Below are 18607 nucleotides of genomic sequence, written 5' to 3'. Positions count from 1 at the left end.
ACGCCTTTAGTTTGGATCATGCCGGGCTCGCGGGGCCCGGCATGATCCAAACGAGAGGCCCTAGTCCTTGCTCCGGCCCGGCAGGAACTCCTGCACCTTTGCCTTCAGGCCCTGCTTCATCATTGAACCCCGGTCGGCGTCGCCCTTGAGGATCGACGCGGCCGTCGCCTCCATCTGCTCCCAGGTGGCGTGCGGCGGGATCGGCGGTACGGCGGGGTCGGTGAGGAACTCGACCACGGCCGGCCCGTCGGCCTCCAGGGCCGCCCGCCAGCCCGCCTCCACGTCCTCGGGCTTCTCCACCCGGATGCCGGTCAGGCCCAGCGAACGGGCGAACGCCGCATACTGCACGTCCGGGAGCTCCTGTGACGGCAGGAACGACGGGGCGCCCTCCATCGCCCGCATCTCCCAGGTCACCTGGTTCAGATCACGGTTGTTCCACACGGCCACCACCAGCCGCGGATCCGACCAGCGGTCCCGGTACTTCGCCGCCGTGATCATCTCCGCCAGGCCGTTCATCTGCATCGCCCCGTCCCCGACGAGGGCGAACACCGGCCGGTCCGGGTGGGCGAACTTCGCGCCGATCGCGTACGGCACGCCCGGGCCCATCGTCGCCAGCGTCCCGGACAGGGAGCCGCGCATGCCCGGCCGCATGGTGATGTGCCGCGCGTACCAGTTGGCGACCGAACCGGAGTCGGAGGTGAGGATCGCGTTGTCCGGCAGCAGCGGGTCCAGGGCGCGGGCCACGTACTCGGGGTTGATCGGATCGGCCGACAGACCGGCCCGCCGCTCCATCGTCTCGTGCCAGCGGCGCACGTTCGCGCACACCGTGTCGTACCACTCGCGCCCGCCCCGGTCGGCCTTCAGCAGCGGGATCAGCCGCCGCAGCGTCGCCTTGGCGTCACCGACGAGATTCACCTCGTACGGGTACCGCATACCGATCATGTGCGGATCGATGTCGATCTGCACGCCCCGCGCCTTGCCGAAGTCCGGCATGAACTGCGTGTAGGGGAACGACGAACCGATCGTCAGCAGCGTGTCGCAGTCCCGCATCAGCTCGTACGACGGCCTGCTGCCCAGCAGACCGATCGGCCCGGTGACGTACGGCAGTTCGTCGCTCAGCACGTCCTTGCCGAGCAGCGCCTTCGCGACACCCGCGCCGAGCAGTTCCGCGATCTCCTGCACCTCCACGACCGCACCCGCGGCGCCCTGCCCGATCAGGACGGCGACCTTGTCGCCCTCGTTCAGCGCATCCGCCGCGCGGCGCAGCGCCTCGTCCGACGGGGTCGCCGTGTAGTCGCTCATCCCCAGGCTGGAGGGCACCATCTTGAACTCGTGCGACGGCGGCGAGTAGTCCAGTTCCTGCACGTCGCCGGGGATGATCAGCGCGGTCGGGCAGCGCCGGGCGTAGGCGGTGCGGATCGCCCGGTCCAGCACGTTCGGCAGCTGCTCGGGCACGGTCACCGTCTCCACGAACTCCGAGGCGACGTCCTTGTACAGCGTGTGCAGGTCCACTTCCTGCTGATAGGAGCCGCCCATCGCGGTCCGGTTCGTCTGGCCGACGATGGCCAGTACCGGCACATGGTCCAGCTTGGCGTCGTACAGGCCGTTGAGCAGATGGATCGCGCCCGGCCCCGAGGTCGCCACGCACACCCCGAGCCTGCCGCTGAATTTGGCATACCCGACGGCCTCGAACGCGGACATCTCCTCGTGCCGGGACTGGATGAACCGCGGCTGGTCGTCGGCGCGGCCCCAGGCGGCGAGCAGCCCGTTGATGCCGTCGCCCGGATAGCCGAAGACCTGTTCCACGCCCCAGGCGCGCAGGCGCTCGAGAATGTGGTCGGAGACCTTGGTGCTCATGGAGGGACCTCCCCGGTCCAGTACGAAGCGGACGATCCGGTCAGCGTCAGCGGGTACCGAGTCACCTGCCCGGGAGACGGAAAACCTTCGGGGGTCCGGACGGGTGCCGGACACCCGTGCTCGCCGGGGGAGGAGCGGGAGGGGACCGGCGGCCGCTCCGACTGCCTGCTGGCGCCTGCTCGCGCCTGCTCGCCCTCGGCGGTCACCCGTCTGCCGGTGCGGCCGATCGTCGTTCCCTCTGCCGGTGCGGCCGATCGTCGTTCCCTCTGCCGGTCGGCACGGCCGGACAACACCCGCCTGCCGGAGCGTCCGCCTGTCACCCGCCTGGCCGTTCGTGTCCCGCGAATGGGCTCCGGCCGCGCGCGGTACGAGGCGGCGCGGGCTGTGATGGCAGCGAGGGCACGGCCCGTGCCCCGGACCCGTGGCGCCGCCCGGTCGTACTGTCGCACCGCCGTACCGGTGCCCTGGCGTCCCGCCACCCGACCGACACGTCGTAGCCGCCGAGGAGCCCGTCCCATGCGCCGCACCGCCCGTGCCCTGTCCGTCGCCTTCGTCGCCGGTGCCGCGCTCGCCCTGGCGGGGCCCGCCGCCCTCGCGGACCCCGCCGCCGACACCGGTCCCGGCACCGTCCCGCCCGGCGGCAGCGTCACCGTGTCCGTGGCCTGCGATGCCGTCACCGGCCCGGTGCCGCAGTCCCTCGACGCCGCCTCACCGGGCTTCGAGGGCGGTACCGCGCACCTGAGCCGGGTCACCGGTGACCGGAACCGTGAGACCGGCGCTACCGGCCCCGCCTACCGGGGCACCGCCCGCGTCGCCGCCGGTGACAAGGCCGCGGACGACCCCGTCGGCACCGGCCCGGACACCGCGTGGACCGTCGACGGCACCTGCCCCGCCGACACCGGCGGAACGGGCAAGCCGTGGAGCGCGGCCTACACCGTCGCCGGCGGCCGCGAAGCCCCGTGCGCCGAACCGGGGCCCTGCGGCGAGGCCCAGGATTGCGAGGCCGCCAAGCCGTGCGGCGAGGCCCAGGACTGCGAGGCCGCCAAGCCGTGCGGCGACGGCAGCCAGTGCCGGGAAGCCGAGTCCTGCCCGGACGATGGGAACTGCCAGAAGGGGGCGGCATGCCCGGACCGGTCGCCGTGCCAGGAGGACGAGCCATGCCAGGGCGCGGAGCGGGAGTGCGCCGGCACCGGCTCCTGCACCGCCGACGGCGGCTGGTGCGGGGAGTCGCAGGGCACCCCGTGCAGTGATGGCGGCGGCCGGTGCGAGGAGTCCAAGGACGCGCCCTGCGTCGATGGCGGCGGCCGGTGCGAGGAGTCCCATGGCGCGCCGTGCCCGGACGGGCAGACCTGCCGTGAACCCCACGGGGGCGACGGATGCGGCCAGGCATCCGTGCAGCACGGTGTGCAGGCCGGCGCGGGAGGCACCTTCAACGACTCGGTCCCCGCCCTCGTCACCGGCGGTGTACTCATCGCCGCCGCCTGCGGCGCGGCCGCCTACCGCGTCCACGGCCGCAGACGGTCCGCCGGAGGCCGGCCCACGGGTCTCTGAGCCGGACGGATACGGGCACCGGCCATGGAGCGCCGTCCGGCGGGTACACACCCTCACGAGGACACACCGGCAACGGGGATCACACGCACCACCGCAACCCGGTCAGCACGGCAGACGGCGAGGGGAGCACGGATCCGGATACGACGGCACACGGCAGCCGACGCGGGAAAGCGCACCGGACGCACCGCACACGACAGAGCAGAACCGGCGAGAACGGCGCCCGGCGGGACGACCGCCAGCGGCCGGCGGGCCCACGCACCTCGCCGGACAGCACCCAGCGGCTCCCGACGGCACCACGGCCCGGAGGGGACGGCACCCGGCACCACGGACTGCGCGGAGGCGGACATGCGGCGGACGGAACGCGAGGGCCACGGCCCCGTCCGCTACGGCCCACCCCTGCCTGGCGACGGCCTGCCCGTGCTGCCCGAACTGTCCGCCGTGCTCGCCGCCGCCGCGCACCGCGCCGACGCCCAGCCCGTCGGCGGCGCCCCCGCACTGCTGGAAGCGGCCTGCGGCTACTGGACCCGCCGAGGACTGCCCTGTGGCCCCGACCAGGTGGCCGCCGGCCCCGGCGCCCCCGCACTGCTGCTCGCCCTCACCGCCGCCCTGGCCGGGGACGGAGCCGACGTGCTCGTACCCCGCCCCTGCCCCGCCTGGTGGGCGCCCTACGCCAGGCTGCTCGGCAGGCCCGTCTTCCATGTGCCCACGCCCGCCGAGAGCGGCGGCGTCCCCGACCCGTTCGCCCTTCTGGAGACCGTCCAGCGGGTCCGCGCCGAGGGCGGCGACCCACGGCTGCTGGTGCTGTCCGTCGCCGACGACCCCACCGCCACCGTGGCCCCGCCCGAACTGCTGCACGAGACCATCGAGGCCGCCACCGCCGAGGGACTGCACCTGGTCAGCGACGAGACCTGGCGCGACACCCTGCACGCCCCGCACGGGACGGTAATGCTCAGCCCCGCCGAGATGCAGCCCGACCGGGTCACCGTCGTCACCGACCTGGCCGGCGCCCTGCTGCCCCCCGGCTGGCCTGCCGCCATCGCACGCTTCCCGGCCACCGGGACCGGCCGGCACCTGCACGCGCGCGTACTCGACATCCTCACCGCGCTCGGCGCCTGGATCGCCGCCCCCGTCGCCGCGGCCGCCGGATACGCCCTCGACGAACCCCCGCCCGTCATCGAGCGCCGTGAGGCCACCGTGCGGCTGCACGCGCGCGTGGCCGCCGCCGCGCACGCCGCCGTCGTCGCCGCCGGCGCGCTCGCCCGCCCACCCCAGGCCGGCCGTCACCTGTACGCCGACCTCGCCCCTCTGCGCGAACCGCTCGCGGCTCAAGGCGTCGGCGACGCTCAGGAACTGGAGGACCTCCTCACCGCCCGGCTCGACATGCCCGCGCCCGGCGGCCACCGCTTCGGTGACGACCTCGGGGCCCTGCGCGTACGGCTCGCCACCGGGCACCTGCTGGGAGCCACGGACGAGGAACGCACGGAATGCCTCACGTCACCCGCGCCGCTGGAACTGCCACACGTGCAACGCGCGTTGGTCTCTTTGCGGTCGGTCCTCGACGATCTCCGCGACGACGCTCAGCGATGGGAGCCTCCTCGATGACGCAGCAGACGCATGAGCCCGGATCGACCACGACGACCACCGCCACCACGACCGCCACGATAACCACCGCCACCACGAGTACTGCGACCCCTACGACCGACACCGGCCCCACCGCGGACACGACCGCCAGGACCGTCACGATCGCGGCGACCGCGGCGACCGGCCCGGCCACCGCGCCGGCCCCCCTCACGCCGCCTTGCCCACCGCCGGCCGAGCCCCGCCCCCTCGGCGAACACCGGGTCTGGCCACGGACGTTCCACGACCGGCTCACCGCCCCCCTGCCCGGCCTCAAGGCCCTCGCCCGCTTCGCCCGCGAAGGCGCTGTACGCCCCGGCCCGGAAGGCCTCGCCGACATACCCCGGCTCCCGTACGCACCGGCCCCACTGCCCCGCGTCGACACCCGCACCCTCGCCGTCACCTGGGCGGGACACGCCAGTTGGATCGTCCGGATCGGCGGCCTGACCGTCCTCACCGACCCCGTCTGGTCGCGTCGCATCCTGGGCACCCCGGCCCGTATCACCCCCGTCGGCGTCCCCTGGGACACCCTGCCCCGCGTCGACGCCGTCGTCATCAGCCACAACCACTACGACCACCTCGACGCCCCCACCCTGCGCCGGCTCCCGCGCGACACCCCCGTGTTCGTGCCCGCCGGCCTCGGCCGCTGGTTCCGCCGCCGGCGGTTCACCCGCGTCACCGAGCTGGACTGGTGGGAGGGCGCCGAACTCTCCGGTGTCCGCTTCGACTTCGTGCCCTCCCACCACTGGTCCAAGCGCACCCTCACCGACACCTGCCACAGCCTCTGGGGCGGCTGGGTCCTCACCGATTCCGGCGGACAGCGCCTGTACTTCGCCGGCGACACCGGTTACGGCCACTGGTTCTCCCGCATCGGCCGCCGCTACCCCGGCATCGACCTCGCCCTGATGCCCATCGGCGCGTACGACCCCCGCTGGTGGCTCAGCGACGTCCACTGCGACCCGGAAGAAGCGGTCCAGGCCACCCTCGACCTCGGCGCCCGCCGCATGGCCCCCATGCACTGGGGCACCTTCATCCTCTCCGCCGAACCGGTCCTGGAACCGCTCACCCGGGTACAGGTGGCCTGGGAGAAGGCGGGACTGGCGCGCGAGGACCTGTGGGATCTCCCGGTGGGAGCTTCCAAGACGCTGGAGGCAGGCGCCCGTTGAGGGGCGCCGGCCCCTACGGCGCTACCGAACCCGCCGCACCAGACTCGGCACCGCGCTGACCGCGACGGTCAGCGCGACGGCCGCCACGACCCCCTCCCACGGCTCCTCGAACAAGGAGCCGCCCAGAATCCCGATCACCTGATACGTCACCGCCCAGGCTAGGCACGCGGCCACGTTCCCCCGCGCGAACCTCCGCAGCGGCCAGTCCGCCAGCAAGCAGGCCAGCATCACCGGTATCCGCCCCGCGGGGACCAGCCGGGACAGCACCAGCACCGCGATCCCATGGTCGGTCAGCTTCCCGCGCGCCTGCGTCAGCCGCTCCTCCGGCGCCCGCGACCGGATCGCCTCCAGCCACCGGGAGCCGTTCTTCGACCGCAGCCCGCGCCGCCCCAGCAAGTACAGCGCCGCATCCCCCAGGAACGCGGCCAGTGATGCCGTCACGAACACCAGGGCCAGCGAGAACGGCGCCGTCTGATGGAACGCCACCACCGCGGCCGAACTCACCAGCGCCCCGGTCGGCACCACCGGCACCAGCGCGCCGATCAGCACCAGCAGGAACAGCGACGGACAGCTGAGCGCCTGCCGCGTCGACTCCAGCGGCACCGTCGACGTGGAGACGGCGGCGAGCGCCGCGGCGGAGGCCAGCCGGCTCACCGCGCGACCTCCAGCCGCACACTCTCCCCGTGCCCCAGCTTGTGCACCGCCACCTGCGGTGCGGCCACGGCCGCCAGCCGCACGAACTCGTCGCCCGGCGTGTGGAATTCATGCGGACGCACCGCGTCCATGCCGATCGGCCAGTACGTCCCGTAGTGCACCGGCACCGCGACGCGCGGCGCCAGCCGGGCCAGTGCCCGCGCCGCCCGGCCCGCGTCCAGATGACCCTCACCGAGATACGGTCCCCAGCCGCCCACCGGCAGCAGTGCCACGTCCACCGGCCCGACCTGCTCGGCCATGGCGTCGAACAGCCCGGTGTCCCCGGCGAAGTAGGTGCGCGCCTCGCCCGTCACGACGTAGCCGAGCGCCGGCGAGCGGTGCGGACCCACCGGCAGCCGCCGCCCGTCGTGCAGCGCGGGCACCACCCGCACCAGCAGGTCACCTATCCGCACCTCGTCCCCGGGCACCACCTCGGTGATCCGCAGTGGCCGCAGCCGGCGCAAACCGGGTACCGCCCGTGGTGCGCCCCGGGGCACGAGCAGGCGCGTGCCCGGGGCGAGGGCGGCCAGCGAGGGCAGATGCAGATGGTCGGCGTGCAGGTGGCTGACGAGCACGGCGTCGGCACGGCGGGCCTCGGCGGGCGGTACGGCACCCCGGCGGCGCCGCAGATGCGCCAGCCGCCGGGCGAACAGGGGATCGGTGAGCACCCGTGTGTTCGCGTCCTCCACCGTGCAGGTGGCGTGACCCCACCAGGTGATCTCCACCGGCACCTTCTTCGCCTCCTTCACGCGACTCCCCGAAGCCTACGGGCAGGAGTAGGGTCGGCGGCGAAATCCGGAGGTGAGGGGGACGGCATGGGACAGCCGCGGGGTGTCTTCGGCGCGATCATGCCGGTGCGGGTCACCGCCATCGCGAGCCTGACACCTCTGGAGGAACTGGAGTCCGACCCCTTCCTGGTGGACTCCCGCAGCCAGCACGCGATGTGCGCCCGCTGGGCGGCCGAGCGCGGGTACGTGGTCGCCCGGGAACTTCTCGTCGGCGGCCTGCGTTTCGACCACTGCGCCCTGTGGGACGGGGTACGGCCGGGGGTGGACGTGTTCGTCGCGCCCAGTCGGCGGGTGCTCGAGCGGGCCCTGTCGTCGGTGGAGGAGTTCACCGCCGAGTGCGCGCGCCGGGGCGTGCGCGTGGAGACGGTGGGGCGGGCCGAGCCGTCGTACGACGCGCAGATGAAGGCACACGTGCACCGGCGCCTGTCGATGCCGACGGCCGGCTACGACGGACGGTGACGCCCCTCGTGACCGGAGCCCGGGCGGGCGTTGCCCGGTACGACCGGGGGGCGGGCGCAGCCCGGTACGACCCCCGGTGGCCGTCAACCGGTATGACAAGGTGGAGCCGGCCCGGTTGGTCGAGCGGGACGTGAGGTGTGCGGGGGCGTGCGGGACATGCGATGGCGGCGGATCGCCAGTCAGATCGGGCGGAGCATCGCCGTATGGGCGGTCTCCACGCTCACCATGCTGGCCCTCGCCGGTCTCCTGCCCGACTTCCGGCTCCAGTCCGCCGACGGCGACAGTGCCACCCGCATCGGCATCACCGCCGCCTGCGGCGCCGGTGCCTTCGGTGTGCTCTCGGCCGTCGTCTGGCCGCTCCTGGTCCGGCTGTTGCTGCTCGTACCGGCCCTGGTGCTCGGCCTGCTGGTCTTCTTCCTCAACGGCTCCCTGCTGCTGCTCGCCCTGCACATCAACCCCTCCGGCCGCGGCGGGGCCGCCCCGGAGACCGCCGTCATCGTCGCCGCCGTGATGTCCGCCGTCGCCTCGGCCACCGGCGCGGCCCTCGCCGTACGCGACGACGAGGCCTACCGGCGCCGCCTGCACCGGCTCGCCACCCGCGGCCACCGCGCCCACCCGCCCTGCCCGTCCGCCCCCGGCCTGGTCTGCGTCCAGCTCGACGGCGTGGGCCATGACGTGCTCACCGAGGCGGTCCGCAAGGGCCTGATGCCGACCGTCGCCCGCTGGCTGGCCACCCCCGACGGCGGGCAGCCGGCCGGCAAGCGCATACGGCCCGCCGACGACCCTCGGCCGTATGCCGACGGCACACCGCTCACCGACGGCATACGGCCGACGAGCGACGGGGCGCCTGCGGCGATCGGCCGCATACGGCCCAGCCATCGCCTCACCGCCTGGCGCACCGACTGGTCCAGTCAGACCGGCGCCAGCCAGCTCGGCATCCTGCACGGCAGCACCTTCGACGTGCCGGCCTTCCGCTGGTACGAGAAGGACCAGGGCGAGGTGATGGTGTGCAACCGACCGACGAGCGCCGTCGAGCTGCAGCGTCGCGCCATCCTGCACACGGGCGACGGCGGACTGCTCACCGTCGACGGCGCCAGCCGCGGCAACCTGTTCAGCGGCGGCGCCGGTGAACAGGCCCTGGTCCTCTCCATAGCCACCCGCCGCCGCGGCCGGGAGAACCGCTCCCGCGCGGGCTACTTCGCCTACTTCTCCGACCCGGCCAACGCCGTTCGCACCGCGCTGTCCTTCGTCGCCGAGGTGGTCCGCGAGATCGGCCAGTCGACCCGCGCCCGCATCCGCAAGCAGCGACCGCGCGTGGGCCGCGGCGGCCTGTACCCCTTCGTGCGCGCCTTCGCCACCGTCGTCGAGCGGGACGTCGTCGTCACCGCGGTGATGGGCGACATGCTGGCCGGCCGCACCGCCGTCTACGCCGACCTCGTCGCCTACGACGAGGTCGCCCACCACTCGGGACCGCGCAGCCGGGACGCCGAGAAGGTGCTGCAGCGCCTCGACCGGTCCCTCGCCCTCCTGGAGCGGGTCGCCGAACACGCCCCGCGCCCCTACCGGCTCGTCGTCCTCTCCGACCACGGACAGAGCCCCGGCGAGACCTTCCGCGCCCGCTACGGCCTCACCCTCGCCGACCTCGTCCGCGCCGGCTGCGGACTGCCCGTGTCCCGCAAGGCCGAGCGCACCCGCAGCGGCGCCGAGGCCCGGGCCGCCGTCCGGGCCGCACTGCGCCGGCCCGTGGAGGAGGACAGCGGGCGGCACCGCCCGGCCCGCCGCTCGGAGCCGATCGTGCTGGCGTCCGGCAACCTCGGCCTGGTCTCCTTCCCGGACGTGCCGCACCGCATGACCAAGGAGGAGATCGACGCCCGCCACCCCGCCCTGCTCACCACGCTGGCCAACCACCCCGGCATCGGCTTCCTGCTGGTGCGCAGCGAGAAGCACGGCGGCGTGGTGCTCGGCCCGTACGGCACCGAGATCCCGCTCGCCCGGCTCGACGACGAGCCCGGCCCACTGGCCCTCTTCGGCCCCGGCGCCGTCGAAACCGTCCGCCGCACCCACTCCTTTCCGCACACCGCCGACATCATGGTCAACTCCTTCCACGACCCCGCCGACGGCGAGGTCCTCGCCTTCGAGGAGCAGATCGGTTCCCACGGCGGCCTCGGCGGGGCCCAGTCGCGCCCGTTCCTGCTCTCCCCGCTGGAGCTGTCCGCACCCGTGGAGGAGGGAGAGCAGCTGACCGGCGCCGAGCATGTGCACCGTGTGCTGCGCCGCTGGCTGGGCGAGCTGGACGGCCCGCAGGTGCCGCTCACCACGGACGTCGAGGAGGAGCGGGCGGCCTGAGATTCGGCCCTGCCCGCACCGGCGTACACCCACACTGTTCGAGTCGCACCCCTTTCGAACACCGTTGAGGAATCACCGCCTGACACCATCACCCCCGCCCGCGTCCGCGAACTCCTCCTCGGTCTCGCCACCGTCCGGCCCGTCTCCTCCGGGGTGCCCCCGGCATCGGGAAGTCGTCCCTGGTGCGGGAGTTCGCCACCTCGCTCGGCCTGGAACGCGTGAGCATCCTCGGCAGACCACAGTTCGGCTCGTGCCTGAGGGCTCATGGACTCCCACAGTCGTCGTCCTACGCCCGCCCCGCCCGCCCCGCCCGCCGCCCCGGACATCCCGCGCGCCGGCCGCTGCTTCCCGCCCGCTCCCGCAGCCCGGCATCGACCTGCTGCACCGGGCGGAGGGCGATCTGCTCCCGCAGGGTGGTCACCTCCCGTTCACCGCGCGCGGGCCGGTCTTCAGAGTGCGATGAGCCCGGATGTGATCGGATAGGGACAGGGAATCCGGAAACGGGACCACTTGCGAAAGGAACCATCGTGGCTACCACGCGCACCGCGCACACCGTCTGGGAAGGCAACCTGCTCGAGGGCAACGGCGTCGTCACCTTCGACTCCTCCGGCATCGGCCAGCAGCCGGTCACGTGGGCCTCGCGCGCCCAGGACGCGAACGGCAAGACCAGCCCCGAGGAGCTGATCGCCGCCGCCCACTCCAGCTGCTTCTCCATGGCCCTCTCGCACGCCCTGGCCGGCGCCGGCACCCCGCCCACCCGGCTGGAGACCAACGCCGACGTCACCTTCCAGCCCGGCGAGGGCATCACCGGCATCCACATCACGGTGCGCGGCGAGGTGCCCGGCGTGGACGCGGAGGGCTTCGCCTCGGCCGCCGAGGACGCCAAGAAGAACTGCCCGGTCAGCCAGGCCCTGGCCGGCACGAGCATCACTCTGACGGCCGAGCTGGCCTGACACTCGTCCGTCCCCGGATGCCGCGCCCCCGCCGAGGGGCGCGGCATCGCCGTTTCCGGGCACCCGTGCATTGACAGCGCCGTACGCACGTCTTGTGCTGGAAGTGCCGAAGGCGCCAGGGCGGAAGGGGACGGACCATGACACGTGCGGTCGGGATCGATCTCGGGACGACGAACTCGGTGGTGGCCGTCCTGGAGGGCGGCGAGCCCACGGTCGTCGCCAATGCGGAGGGTGCGCGGACCACACCGTCGGTGGTGGCGTTCGCGAAGAACGGCGAGGTGCTGGTCGGTGAGGTCGCCAAGCGGCAGGCCGTGACGAACGTGGAGCGCACCGCCCGCTCGGTGAAGCGGCACATGGGCGACACGGGCTGGCGCTTCCCCGAGCAGGGCTCCATCGACGGCACCCGCCTACGGGCGCAGGAGCTGTCGGCGCGGGTGCTGCAGAAGCTGAAGCGGGACGCCGAGGCCTACCTCGGCGAGGACGTCACGGACGCGGTGATCACCGTACCCGCGTACTTCGACGACACCCAGCGGCAGGCCACCAAGGAGGCCGGGGAGATCGCCGGTCTGAAGGTACTGCGGATCATCAACGAGCCGACCGCCGCCGCCCTCGCCTACGGCCTGGACCGGGGCGAGGAGCAGACCGTCCTGGTCTTCGACCTCGGCGGCGGCACCTTCGACGTGTCGCTGCTGGAGATGGGCGACGGCGTCATCGAGGTGAAGGCCACCAACGGCGACACCCACCTGGGCGGCGACGACTGGGACCAGCGGGTCGTCGAGCACCTGGTCAAACGGTTCAAGGGGCAGTACGGCATCGACCTCGCGGCCGACAAGATGGCGGTACAGCGGCTGCGGGAGGCCGCCGAGAAGGCCAAGATCGAGCTGTCCTCCTCCACCGAGACCTCGATCAACCTGCCGTACATCACCGCCTCCGCCGAGGGCCCGCTGCACCTGGACGAGAAACTCACCCGGGCCCAGTTCCAGGAGCTGACCGCCGACCTGCTGGACCGCTGCACGACGCCCTTCCACCAGGCGGTACGGGACGCCGGGGTGAAGCTGTCCGCGATCGACCACGTCATCCTGGTCGGCGGCTCCACACGGATGCCCGCGGTCACCGACCTGGTCAAGGAACTCACCGGCAAGGACCCGCACAAGGGCGTCAACCCCGACGAGGTCGTCGCGGTCGGCGCGGCCCTCCAGGCGGGTGTCCTCCGCGGCGACGTCAAGGACGTCCTCCTCCTCGACGTCACCCCGCTGTCCCTGGGCATCGAGACCAAGGGCGGCATCATGACCAAGCTGATCGAGCGCAACACGACGATCCCGACCCGACGTTCGGAGATCTTCACCACCGCCACCGACAACCAGCCCTCGGTCGGCATCCAGGTGTACCAGGGGGAACGCGAGATCGCCGCCTACAACAAGAAGCTCGGCGTCTTCGACCTCACCGGTCTGCCGCCCGCCCCGCGCGGCGTCCCGCAGGTCGAGGTGGCCTTCGACATCGACGCCAACGGCATCATGCATGTCTCCGCCAAGGACCTCGCGACCGGCCGCGAGCAGAAGATGACGGTCACCGGCGGCTCCGCCCTGCCCAAGGAGGACATCGACCGCATGATGCGGGAGGCGGAACAGTACGCGGAGGAGGACCGCACACGCCGCGAGACCGCCGAGACCCGCAACCAGGCCGAACAACTCGTCTACCAGACCGAGAAGTTCCTCCGTGACAACCAGGAACGCGTCCCCGCCGACACCCGCCGGGAGGTCGAGGAGGCGGTCACGGAACTCAAGGCCCTGCTGGAACAGAACGCGGACACCGCCGTCCTGCGCACCGGCGTCGACAAACTCGCCACCGTCAGCCAGAAGATGGGGCAGGCCATGTACGCGGCGGCCGCCGGCGGGGAAGCGGCCGGGGAGCGGAGCGCCGAGGAGCACGGTGCCGCCCCCGACGAAGAGGGCGTGGTCGACGCGGAGATCGTCGACGAGGACCGGGACACGAAGGGAGGCGCGGCCTGACCGCCGGAACGCCCGGCGCGGGACCGGCACGCCCGCCATCATCCGCTTCAGCCGTAGGGCAGGGCGCCCACAGGAGCGTGGTCATGGGCGCACCCCCGTGTGTGCGGTCGGCACCGTGGCGCATACCGCGTCCAGGACACCGGCATACGGCGTGCCGTAGTCGGTCAACCGCGTACGCAGCTCTCCCAGGCCGTCGCGGTGTTCGGTCAGCAGTCCGGTGTCGCCGGTCCGCGCGGTGAACTCCAGTACCGCCGGCAGGAAGTCCGGCGGTTCCTTGCCGCTGAACTCCAGTCCGTGCTCCCGGAAGACGTCCTTGAACCGGACCAGGGACGTCCCCCGCCGCCGGGTGTCGCCGTCGCGCCACCGGCTCAGGTACAGGCTGTGCCGGTTCCCGGATTCGAAGACCTGCACATAGTGCGCGGCCAGCTCCAGCGGCGGGGTGAGGGCCGCGTGGTCGGTGAACGCCCGCAGCTGCGGGGCGGCTTCGCGCAGCAGTGGCAGCCGGGCGACGAAGTCGTCGTCCGGGTAGGTCAGGCAGAGCGCCGCCGCCTGGTACAGCACCGCGTCCGAGGGCATCACGCCTCCTTGGCGGCGCCGGACGTCTGCGGTATCCGCGAGTCGGTCACGTGCGCTCCCTTGGCTCACCCCGTGGTCCGAACCTAGGGGCGGGCGCCGGAACGCACCTGTTCACAGACCCGTACGGGTCACGGTGCCGGAAGGCCGAAGTCAGAGGTTCTCGCGCCACTCCCGAAGAAGCCTCATCGTGCGCTGCGCGGAGGCCGCCCGGGCCGTCATGTGGTCCAGCACCTCCAGATGCGCGGCGACCTCCCGGCGCGAGTCCAGGTAGAGCGCGCCGGTCAGGTACTCGGTGAACACCATGTCCGGCAGCTCCGGCTCGGCGAACCGGAACAGCGTGAAGGGAGCGTACGTCCCCGGGTGCGGGCCGACTGCGAACTCGGCGATCTGCAGCGTGACCCGGTCCCGTTCCGCGAACTCCAGCAGCCGGTCCAGCTGGTCCCGCATCACCTCGGACCGCACGCTCACCGGACGCCTGAGTGCCGTCTCGTCCATGATCACCCACAGGTGGGGCGGATCGAGCCGCTCCAGCAGCCGCTGCCGTTCCATACGCAGTGACACATGCCGTTCGATCGTCTCCGGCTGCCTCTGCCCGATCGTCCCGGCCTCCATCACCGCCCGCGCGTACTCCTCGGTCTGCAGCAGTCCGGGCACGAAGTGCGGCTCGTAGGAGCGGATGACCCGGGCGGCGCCCTCAAGGCTGACGTACAGGCTGAACCAGTCCGGCAGCACATCGTGGAACCGCTGCCACCACCCCGGCTGGTTCGCCTCCTCCGCCAGCCGCACGTACGCGGCCGCCTCCTCCTCGGCCACCCCGTAGGTGGACAGCAGCACCTGCACGTACGGGATCTTGAGCGCGACCTCGGCCATCTCCATGCGCCGTACGGTCGCCGACGCCACCCGCAGCACCCGGGCGGCCTCCTCGCGACTCAGCCCGGCCGCCTCCCGCAGCTCCTGCAACCGCTTGCCGAGCACCACCTGGCCCACGGTGGGCGCAGCCCGCCGCTCACTCACGCCACGCCCTCCCCTACGCGCCGAAGTACGCGGGCAGTCTGTCACGGGATGCCGCCTCGCACACCCGGTCGAGGGGACTGGTCGTCGGCGTCGTCGTCGGCGTGGTCGGGCATGCGGTGGTCGGCTCGTCGGCGTGTTCGCGCGGGTGCGGGTCGCGTGCGGGCGGGCCGCGCCGGAAGCCGTCGGTCAACCGGCCAGCGTGTGCAGGTACTTGCCGGTCGCCGGGTCCGCCGGCAGGAACGTCTCGATGGCGATTTCGGCGACCGTGACGTCCATCGGCGTGTTGAACGTGGAGATCGACGACACGAACGACAGGACTCGGCCCTCGTGCTCGATCCGCATCGGCAGCGCGAAGTACGGGACGGGCTCGGCCGGTTCCTCACCGGGCGCGTCCTCGGGCACCGGGTAGGCCGACACCTCCTCGTACAGAGCACGCAGCCGCTCGGAGCGGTGCAGGGCGATCTCCCGCTCCATCTGCGCCAGCAGATGCCCGCGCCACTCCCGCAGATTCCGGATACGCGGCGCCAGCCCCCGCGGGTGCAGGGTCAGCCGCATCGCGTTCGGCGCCGGTGCCATCAGCTCCTCCGGCACGCCCTCCAGCAGCATCGCGATGCCCCGGTTCGCCGCGAGGACCGTGTAGCCGGCGTCCACCACCAGCGCGGGGTAGGGCTCGTAGCCCTGGATCAGGCGTTCCATGCCGTCGCGCAACGCGTCCAGCGCCGGGTCGCCCAGCGGGGTCTCCGGGTAGTGCGGGGCGTAACCGGCAGCCAGCAAAAGGGCGTTGCGCTCCCGGACCGGCACGTCCAGATGCTCGGCGAGCCGCAGCACCATCTCCTCGCTCGGCCGGGACCGGCCGGTCTCGATGAAGCTGATGTGCCGGGCGGAGGAGTCGGCACGCAGTGCCAGCTCCAGCTGGGAGATCCGGCGCCGCTCCCGCCAGGCGCGCAAGTGCGGGCCGACACCCTGGTCGGCGACGGCGGTGGACGCGGGTAGGGGAGGACCGGACGCGGCAATGGTCATGCCGACGACCCTAATCGACCGGGACGGCCCTGACCGGGGAGTGCGCGGGGTACCGAGCCGGGCCCCGGACGTGTGGCCGGCGCCCGGGGGCGGCGTGGGGAAACGGCCGACGCGTCGGGGAGTGCGCCCGCCCCCGACGTGGCAGGCTGAAGTCGTACCCGCCACCCCCACCGCGCCGAACGGAGACCCGCCATGGCCGTCGAGCCGCTGTCGCAGAAGGAGATCGAGGACCGGCTGGCCGAGCTGCCCGGCTGGTCGGTGGAGGGTGACCGGCTCACCCGCTCCTACCGGCTCGGCTCGCACTTCGCGGCCGCGGCACTGGTCCTGCACATCGCCGGCATCCAGGACGAGCTGGACCACCACTCCGACCTCACCCTCGGCTACAACACCGTCTCCCTCAGCGTGAACACCCACAGTGCGGGCGGCGCCGTCACCGAGAAGGACTTCGGTCTCGCCCGCAGGGTGGAGGACATCGCTCCTGGTCACGGCGCACATTGAGCGGTGTGCTCGACCACGACGAGGAAGCCGGCCACTACGACGCCTCCCGCGGCGGCGAGGCCCGCGCCGAGGCCGCCACGCGGGCCATCTCGCCCTGATGCCCGGCACTTCCGGCCGTCTCCTCGACGTCGCCCGCGGCACCGGGATCGTCACCCGGCGGCTCTCCGCCGCTCGCCCCGGGCTGCGGGTGACGGGCGCCGACCTCACCCCCGCCATGGTCCGCATGGCCTCGGCCCGGATCCCCGGCGCGATCGTGCGGGCCGACAGCCGCCGGCTGCCCTTGCGCACCGGCAGCGTCGACGCCATCACCACCGTCGGGCTGCTGCACCTGCTGCACCTGCTGCACCTGCTGGACGGTGCCGAGGACGTCCGCGCCGTCGTCTCCGAGTGCGCCCGGGTGCTGCGGCCCGGCGAGGTCTACGTCACCACCGTCGACAAGGCCGTCGCGCACGACGTCGGCAGCGACATCGACGCCGTCCTCGCCTCCCGTCCCCGCCGCGGACGCCGCCGGCACGGTCACCGCGTTACGCCGCCCGGCACGGTTCTTCCGGGAGCCGGTCCGGGCAGCGCACAGGCATCACTGTCGGCCCCGCTACCTCACGGCGTTGCGTTGTCCGGTGGGTGAGGAACTCCGCTGCTGTCGCGGTCGCATGAAGGAGGTGGCGGCAGTCGTGGCGAGGATCAGCACGGCCGCGACGCAAAAGGCGTTCCGGGCGCCTGTCAGCGCGGCGCTCTCCTGCGCGAGAGCGCCGGACGTGGTGGTGCTGTGGAAGAAGACGCTGCCGAGCAGGGCGACACCGAGGGTGCCTCCAAGTTGCTGGACGGCGTTGAGCAGGCCGGCTGCTGAGCCGGTCTCGTGTGGGCGGACGTGGTGCAGCGCAGTGGTGAAGAACGGCACGGCGTACAGGCCCTGGCCGAGTCCGGCCACCACCAGCGCTGGGAGCAGCGCCCACGGGTAGGAGTCGGGCCGACCGGTGCCATACACCACCGCCGCGGCCATGGTGCCGACGAGCAGGGCCAGCAGGCCGGCAATCATGACGCAGGCCCCATATCGCGGTACGAGCCAGGCGCCGGCGGCCCAGGACGACAGTGCCATAGCGACCGACCATGGCAGCAGGGTGAAGCCCGCCGTCAGCGTGTCGCAGTGCAGGCCGACTTGCAGCTGCACCACGATCACCAGCATCAGTCCGTTGATCGCGGCGAAGAAGAGCACGGACGCGATCAGGGCGGCGGGGAAGCCGCGCTCGCGGAACAGGCTCGGCTCGACCAGCGGGCTGCGGCCGTAGCGCCCGCGCCGGCGCTGGTGGAGAGCGAAGCCGGCCAGCAGTGCGCCGCCGACGGTCAGCAGCGCCCAGCACCAACCCGGCCACCCCGCCGCGCCGCCCTGAATCAGGGGGTGGATGACGAGGCCTGTGCCCAGCACCGCCAGCGCCGTACCGGTGAGGTCCAGACGCGGCCGCTTGGCGGCGCGGTCCTCACGCAGCAGGCGGCTGGCCAGCAGGACGGCGGCGCCGAGGGGGACGTTGACGAGGAACACCGCGCGCCACGTGGAGCCGAAGAGATCGGCGTGGGTGAGCACGGCGCCGAGCGCGGGACCGGTGACGGCGGCCAGCCCCATGACGGGGCCGATGCAGCCCATGGCCCGGGCCAGCTCGCGGCCGTCGAACAGTGCACGGATCATGCCGATGGTCTGGGGGATGATGAGCGCCGCGGCGGCCCCTTGCACGGCCCGTATCGCGATTAACGCCGTGGTGGAAGGGGCCAGCGCGCATGCCAGCGAGGCGAGGGTGAAGGCAGCCATGCCGGCGCGGAAGATCCGTCGGCGGCCGACGATGTCGCCCAGGCGCCCGCCGGTGATCAGGAAGACGGCGAAGGGCAGTGTGTAGGCGGCGCTGAACCACTGAATGGCCGCGTCCGAGCCACCGAGGTCGGCGCGGATCACCGGCGCGGCGACGGTCATGATGGTGGCGTCGAGGAGGTTCATCGCTTCGGCAAGCAGGAGCACCGCCAGCGCGGCCCAGCGGTGCGGATGGGGTGTGGTGGATTCGTATCGCATGGGT

16 protein-coding genes and 1 pseudogene are annotated in these 18607 nt (G+C 72.9%); 9 read left to right on the top strand and 8 right to left on the bottom strand.

What is annotated here, in order from left to right; genetic code table 11:
• Nucleotides 1-60 precede the first annotated feature (60 nt).
• Nucleotides 61-1857 carry a thiamine pyrophosphate-requiring protein gene (locus AC07C1_RS26485; protein WP_478942846.1) on the bottom strand — a complete coding sequence of 599 codons (1797 nt, stop codon included), beginning with the start codon at nt 1855-1857 and terminating at the stop codon, nt 61-63.
• A gap of 516 nt (nt 1858-2373) precedes the next feature.
• Between AC07C1_RS26485 and AC07C1_RS26480 the strand changes: the two genes are divergently transcribed.
• The 3 genes from AC07C1_RS26480 to AC07C1_RS26470 all read left to right on the top strand — a co-directional run bounded on the left by AC07C1_RS26480 (nt 2374) and on the right by AC07C1_RS26470 (nt 6191).
• On the top strand, nt 2374-3408 hold the full coding sequence (locus AC07C1_RS26480; RefSeq protein ID WP_478942844.1) for a hypothetical protein: 1035 nt from the start codon (nt 2374-2376) through the stop codon (nt 3406-3408).
• 345 nt (nt 3409-3753) lie between these two features.
• The gene (locus AC07C1_RS26475) at nt 3754-5010 is read left to right on the top strand and encodes an aminotransferase class I/II-fold pyridoxal phosphate-dependent enzyme (protein ID WP_478942842.1); all 1257 of its coding nucleotides are present in this window, start codon (nt 3754-3756) and stop codon (nt 5008-5010) included.
• Complete coding sequence (locus tag AC07C1_RS26470) at nt 5007-6191, top strand: MBL fold metallo-hydrolase (RefSeq protein ID WP_478942840.1); 1185 nt, start codon at nt 5007-5009, stop codon at nt 6189-6191. The genes AC07C1_RS26475 and AC07C1_RS26470 overlap by 4 nt, the downstream gene beginning before the upstream one ends.
• 21 nt (nt 6192-6212) lie before the next feature.
• Here the strand turns inward: AC07C1_RS26470 and AC07C1_RS26465 are convergent, their stop codons facing one another.
• Nucleotides 6213-6845, bottom strand: a complete 633-nt coding sequence (locus tag AC07C1_RS26465; protein WP_478942838.1) for a DedA family protein — start codon at nt 6843-6845, stop codon at nt 6213-6215.
• The gene (locus AC07C1_RS26460) at nt 6842-7615 is read right to left on the bottom strand and encodes an MBL fold metallo-hydrolase (protein WP_478942972.1); all 774 of its coding nucleotides are present in this window, start codon (nt 7613-7615) and stop codon (nt 6842-6844) included. Before AC07C1_RS26460 ends, AC07C1_RS26465 begins: the two co-directional genes overlap by 4 nt.
• 114 nt (nt 7616-7729) lie before the next feature.
• On the opposite strand from AC07C1_RS26460, the gene AC07C1_RS26455 reads away from it, so the two are divergent.
• From AC07C1_RS26455 to dnaK, 4 genes are all read left to right on the top strand, one after another.
• A complete protein-coding gene (locus AC07C1_RS26455) occupies nt 7730-8131 on the top strand; it encodes a hypothetical protein (protein WP_478942970.1) in 402 nt (133 codons plus the stop codon).
• Between the two features lie 156 nt (nt 8132-8287).
• Complete coding sequence (locus AC07C1_RS26450; protein ID WP_478942968.1) at nt 8288-10477, top strand: phage holin family protein; 2190 nt, start codon at nt 8288-8290, stop codon at nt 10475-10477.
• Nucleotides 10478-11004: 527 nt separating this feature from the next.
• The gene (locus tag AC07C1_RS26445; protein ID WP_478942836.1) at nt 11005-11430 is read left to right on the top strand and encodes an OsmC family protein; all 426 of its coding nucleotides are present in this window, start codon (nt 11005-11007) and stop codon (nt 11428-11430) included.
• A 137-nt stretch (nt 11431-11567) separates the two neighbouring features.
• On the top strand, nt 11568-13439 hold the full coding sequence (gene dnaK / locus AC07C1_RS26440; protein ID WP_478942834.1) for a molecular chaperone DnaK: 1872 nt from the start codon (nt 11568-11570) through the stop codon (nt 13437-13439).
• Between the two features lie 81 nt (nt 13440-13520).
• Here dnaK and narJ read toward each other — a convergent pair whose 3' ends face one another.
• The 4 genes from narJ to AC07C1_RS26420 form a co-directional block, all read right to left on the bottom strand.
• Complete coding sequence (gene narJ, locus AC07C1_RS26435) at nt 13521-14015, bottom strand: nitrate reductase molybdenum cofactor assembly chaperone (protein ID WP_478942832.1); 495 nt, start codon at nt 14013-14015, stop codon at nt 13521-13523.
• A 150-nt stretch (nt 14016-14165) separates the two neighbouring features.
• Nucleotides 14166-15029, bottom strand: a complete 864-nt coding sequence (locus tag AC07C1_RS26430; RefSeq protein ID WP_478942831.1) for a helix-turn-helix domain-containing protein — start codon at nt 15027-15029, stop codon at nt 14166-14168.
• A 13-nt stretch (nt 15030-15042) separates the two neighbouring features.
• Nucleotides 15043-15219, bottom strand: a complete 177-nt coding sequence (locus AC07C1_RS26425; RefSeq protein WP_478942829.1) for a hypothetical protein — start codon at nt 15217-15219, stop codon at nt 15043-15045.
• Complete coding sequence (locus AC07C1_RS26420) at nt 15216-16049, bottom strand: helix-turn-helix domain-containing protein (protein ID WP_478942827.1); 834 nt, start codon at nt 16047-16049, stop codon at nt 15216-15218. Before AC07C1_RS26420 ends, AC07C1_RS26425 begins: the two co-directional genes overlap by 4 nt.
• 192 nt (nt 16050-16241) lie before the next feature.
• Between AC07C1_RS26420 and AC07C1_RS26415 the strand changes: the two genes are divergently transcribed.
• Together AC07C1_RS26415 and AC07C1_RS26410 are read left to right on the top strand one after the other, a co-directional pair.
• The gene (locus AC07C1_RS26415) at nt 16242-16547 is read left to right on the top strand and encodes a 4a-hydroxytetrahydrobiopterin dehydratase (RefSeq protein ID WP_478942825.1); all 306 of its coding nucleotides are present in this window, start codon (nt 16242-16244) and stop codon (nt 16545-16547) included.
• 5 nt (nt 16548-16552) lie between these two features.
• Nucleotides 16553-17151: pseudogene (locus AC07C1_RS26410) on the top strand (class I SAM-dependent methyltransferase); the annotation flags it as partial.
• On the opposite strand, the gene AC07C1_RS26405 reads toward AC07C1_RS26410, so the two are convergent.
• Entirely contained in the window at nt 17140-18603 is a 1464-nt protein-coding gene (locus AC07C1_RS26405) for an MFS transporter (RefSeq protein WP_478942823.1), read from the bottom strand. The pseudogene AC07C1_RS26410 and the gene AC07C1_RS26405 sit on opposite strands and share 12 nt — an antisense overlap.
• Between the last annotated feature and the right edge of the window lie 4 nt (nt 18604-18607).

The organism is Streptomyces sp. NPDC045022 (genome assembly GCF_056432605.1).
This window is presented reverse-complemented; position numbering and strand designations above follow the sequence as displayed.

Bases quoted from the DNA above. Each gene is read 5' to 3' on its own strand.
- AC07C1_RS26485 (WP_478942846.1), bottom strand. From the start codon at position 1,857: ATGAGCACCAAGGTCTCCGACCACATTCTCGAGCGCCTGCGCGCCTGG.
- AC07C1_RS26480 (WP_478942844.1), top strand. From the start codon at position 2,374: ATGCGCCGCACCGCCCGTGCCCTGTCCGTCGCCTTCGTCGCCGGTGCC.
- AC07C1_RS26475 (WP_478942842.1), top strand. From the start codon at position 3,754: ATGCGGCGGACGGAACGCGAGGGCCACGGCCCCGTCCGCTACGGCCCA.
- AC07C1_RS26470 (WP_478942840.1), top strand. From the start codon at position 5,007: ATGACGCAGCAGACGCATGAGCCCGGATCGACCACGACGACCACCGCC.
- AC07C1_RS26450 (WP_478942968.1), top strand. From the start codon at position 8,288: ATGCGATGGCGGCGGATCGCCAGTCAGATCGGGCGGAGCATCGCCGTA.
- dnaK (WP_478942834.1), top strand. From the start codon at position 11,568: ATGACACGTGCGGTCGGGATCGATCTCGGGACGACGAACTCGGTGGTG.
- narJ (WP_478942832.1), bottom strand. From the start codon at position 14,015: ATGCCCTCGGACGCGGTGCTGTACCAGGCGGCGGCGCTCTGCCTGACC.
- AC07C1_RS26420 (WP_478942827.1), bottom strand. From the start codon at position 16,049: ATGACCATTGCCGCGTCCGGTCCTCCCCTACCCGCGTCCACCGCCGTC.
- AC07C1_RS26415 (WP_478942825.1), top strand. From the start codon at position 16,242: ATGGCCGTCGAGCCGCTGTCGCAGAAGGAGATCGAGGACCGGCTGGCC.
- AC07C1_RS26405 (WP_478942823.1), bottom strand. From the start codon at position 18,603: ATGCGATACGAATCCACCACACCCCATCCGCACCGCTGGGCCGCGCTG.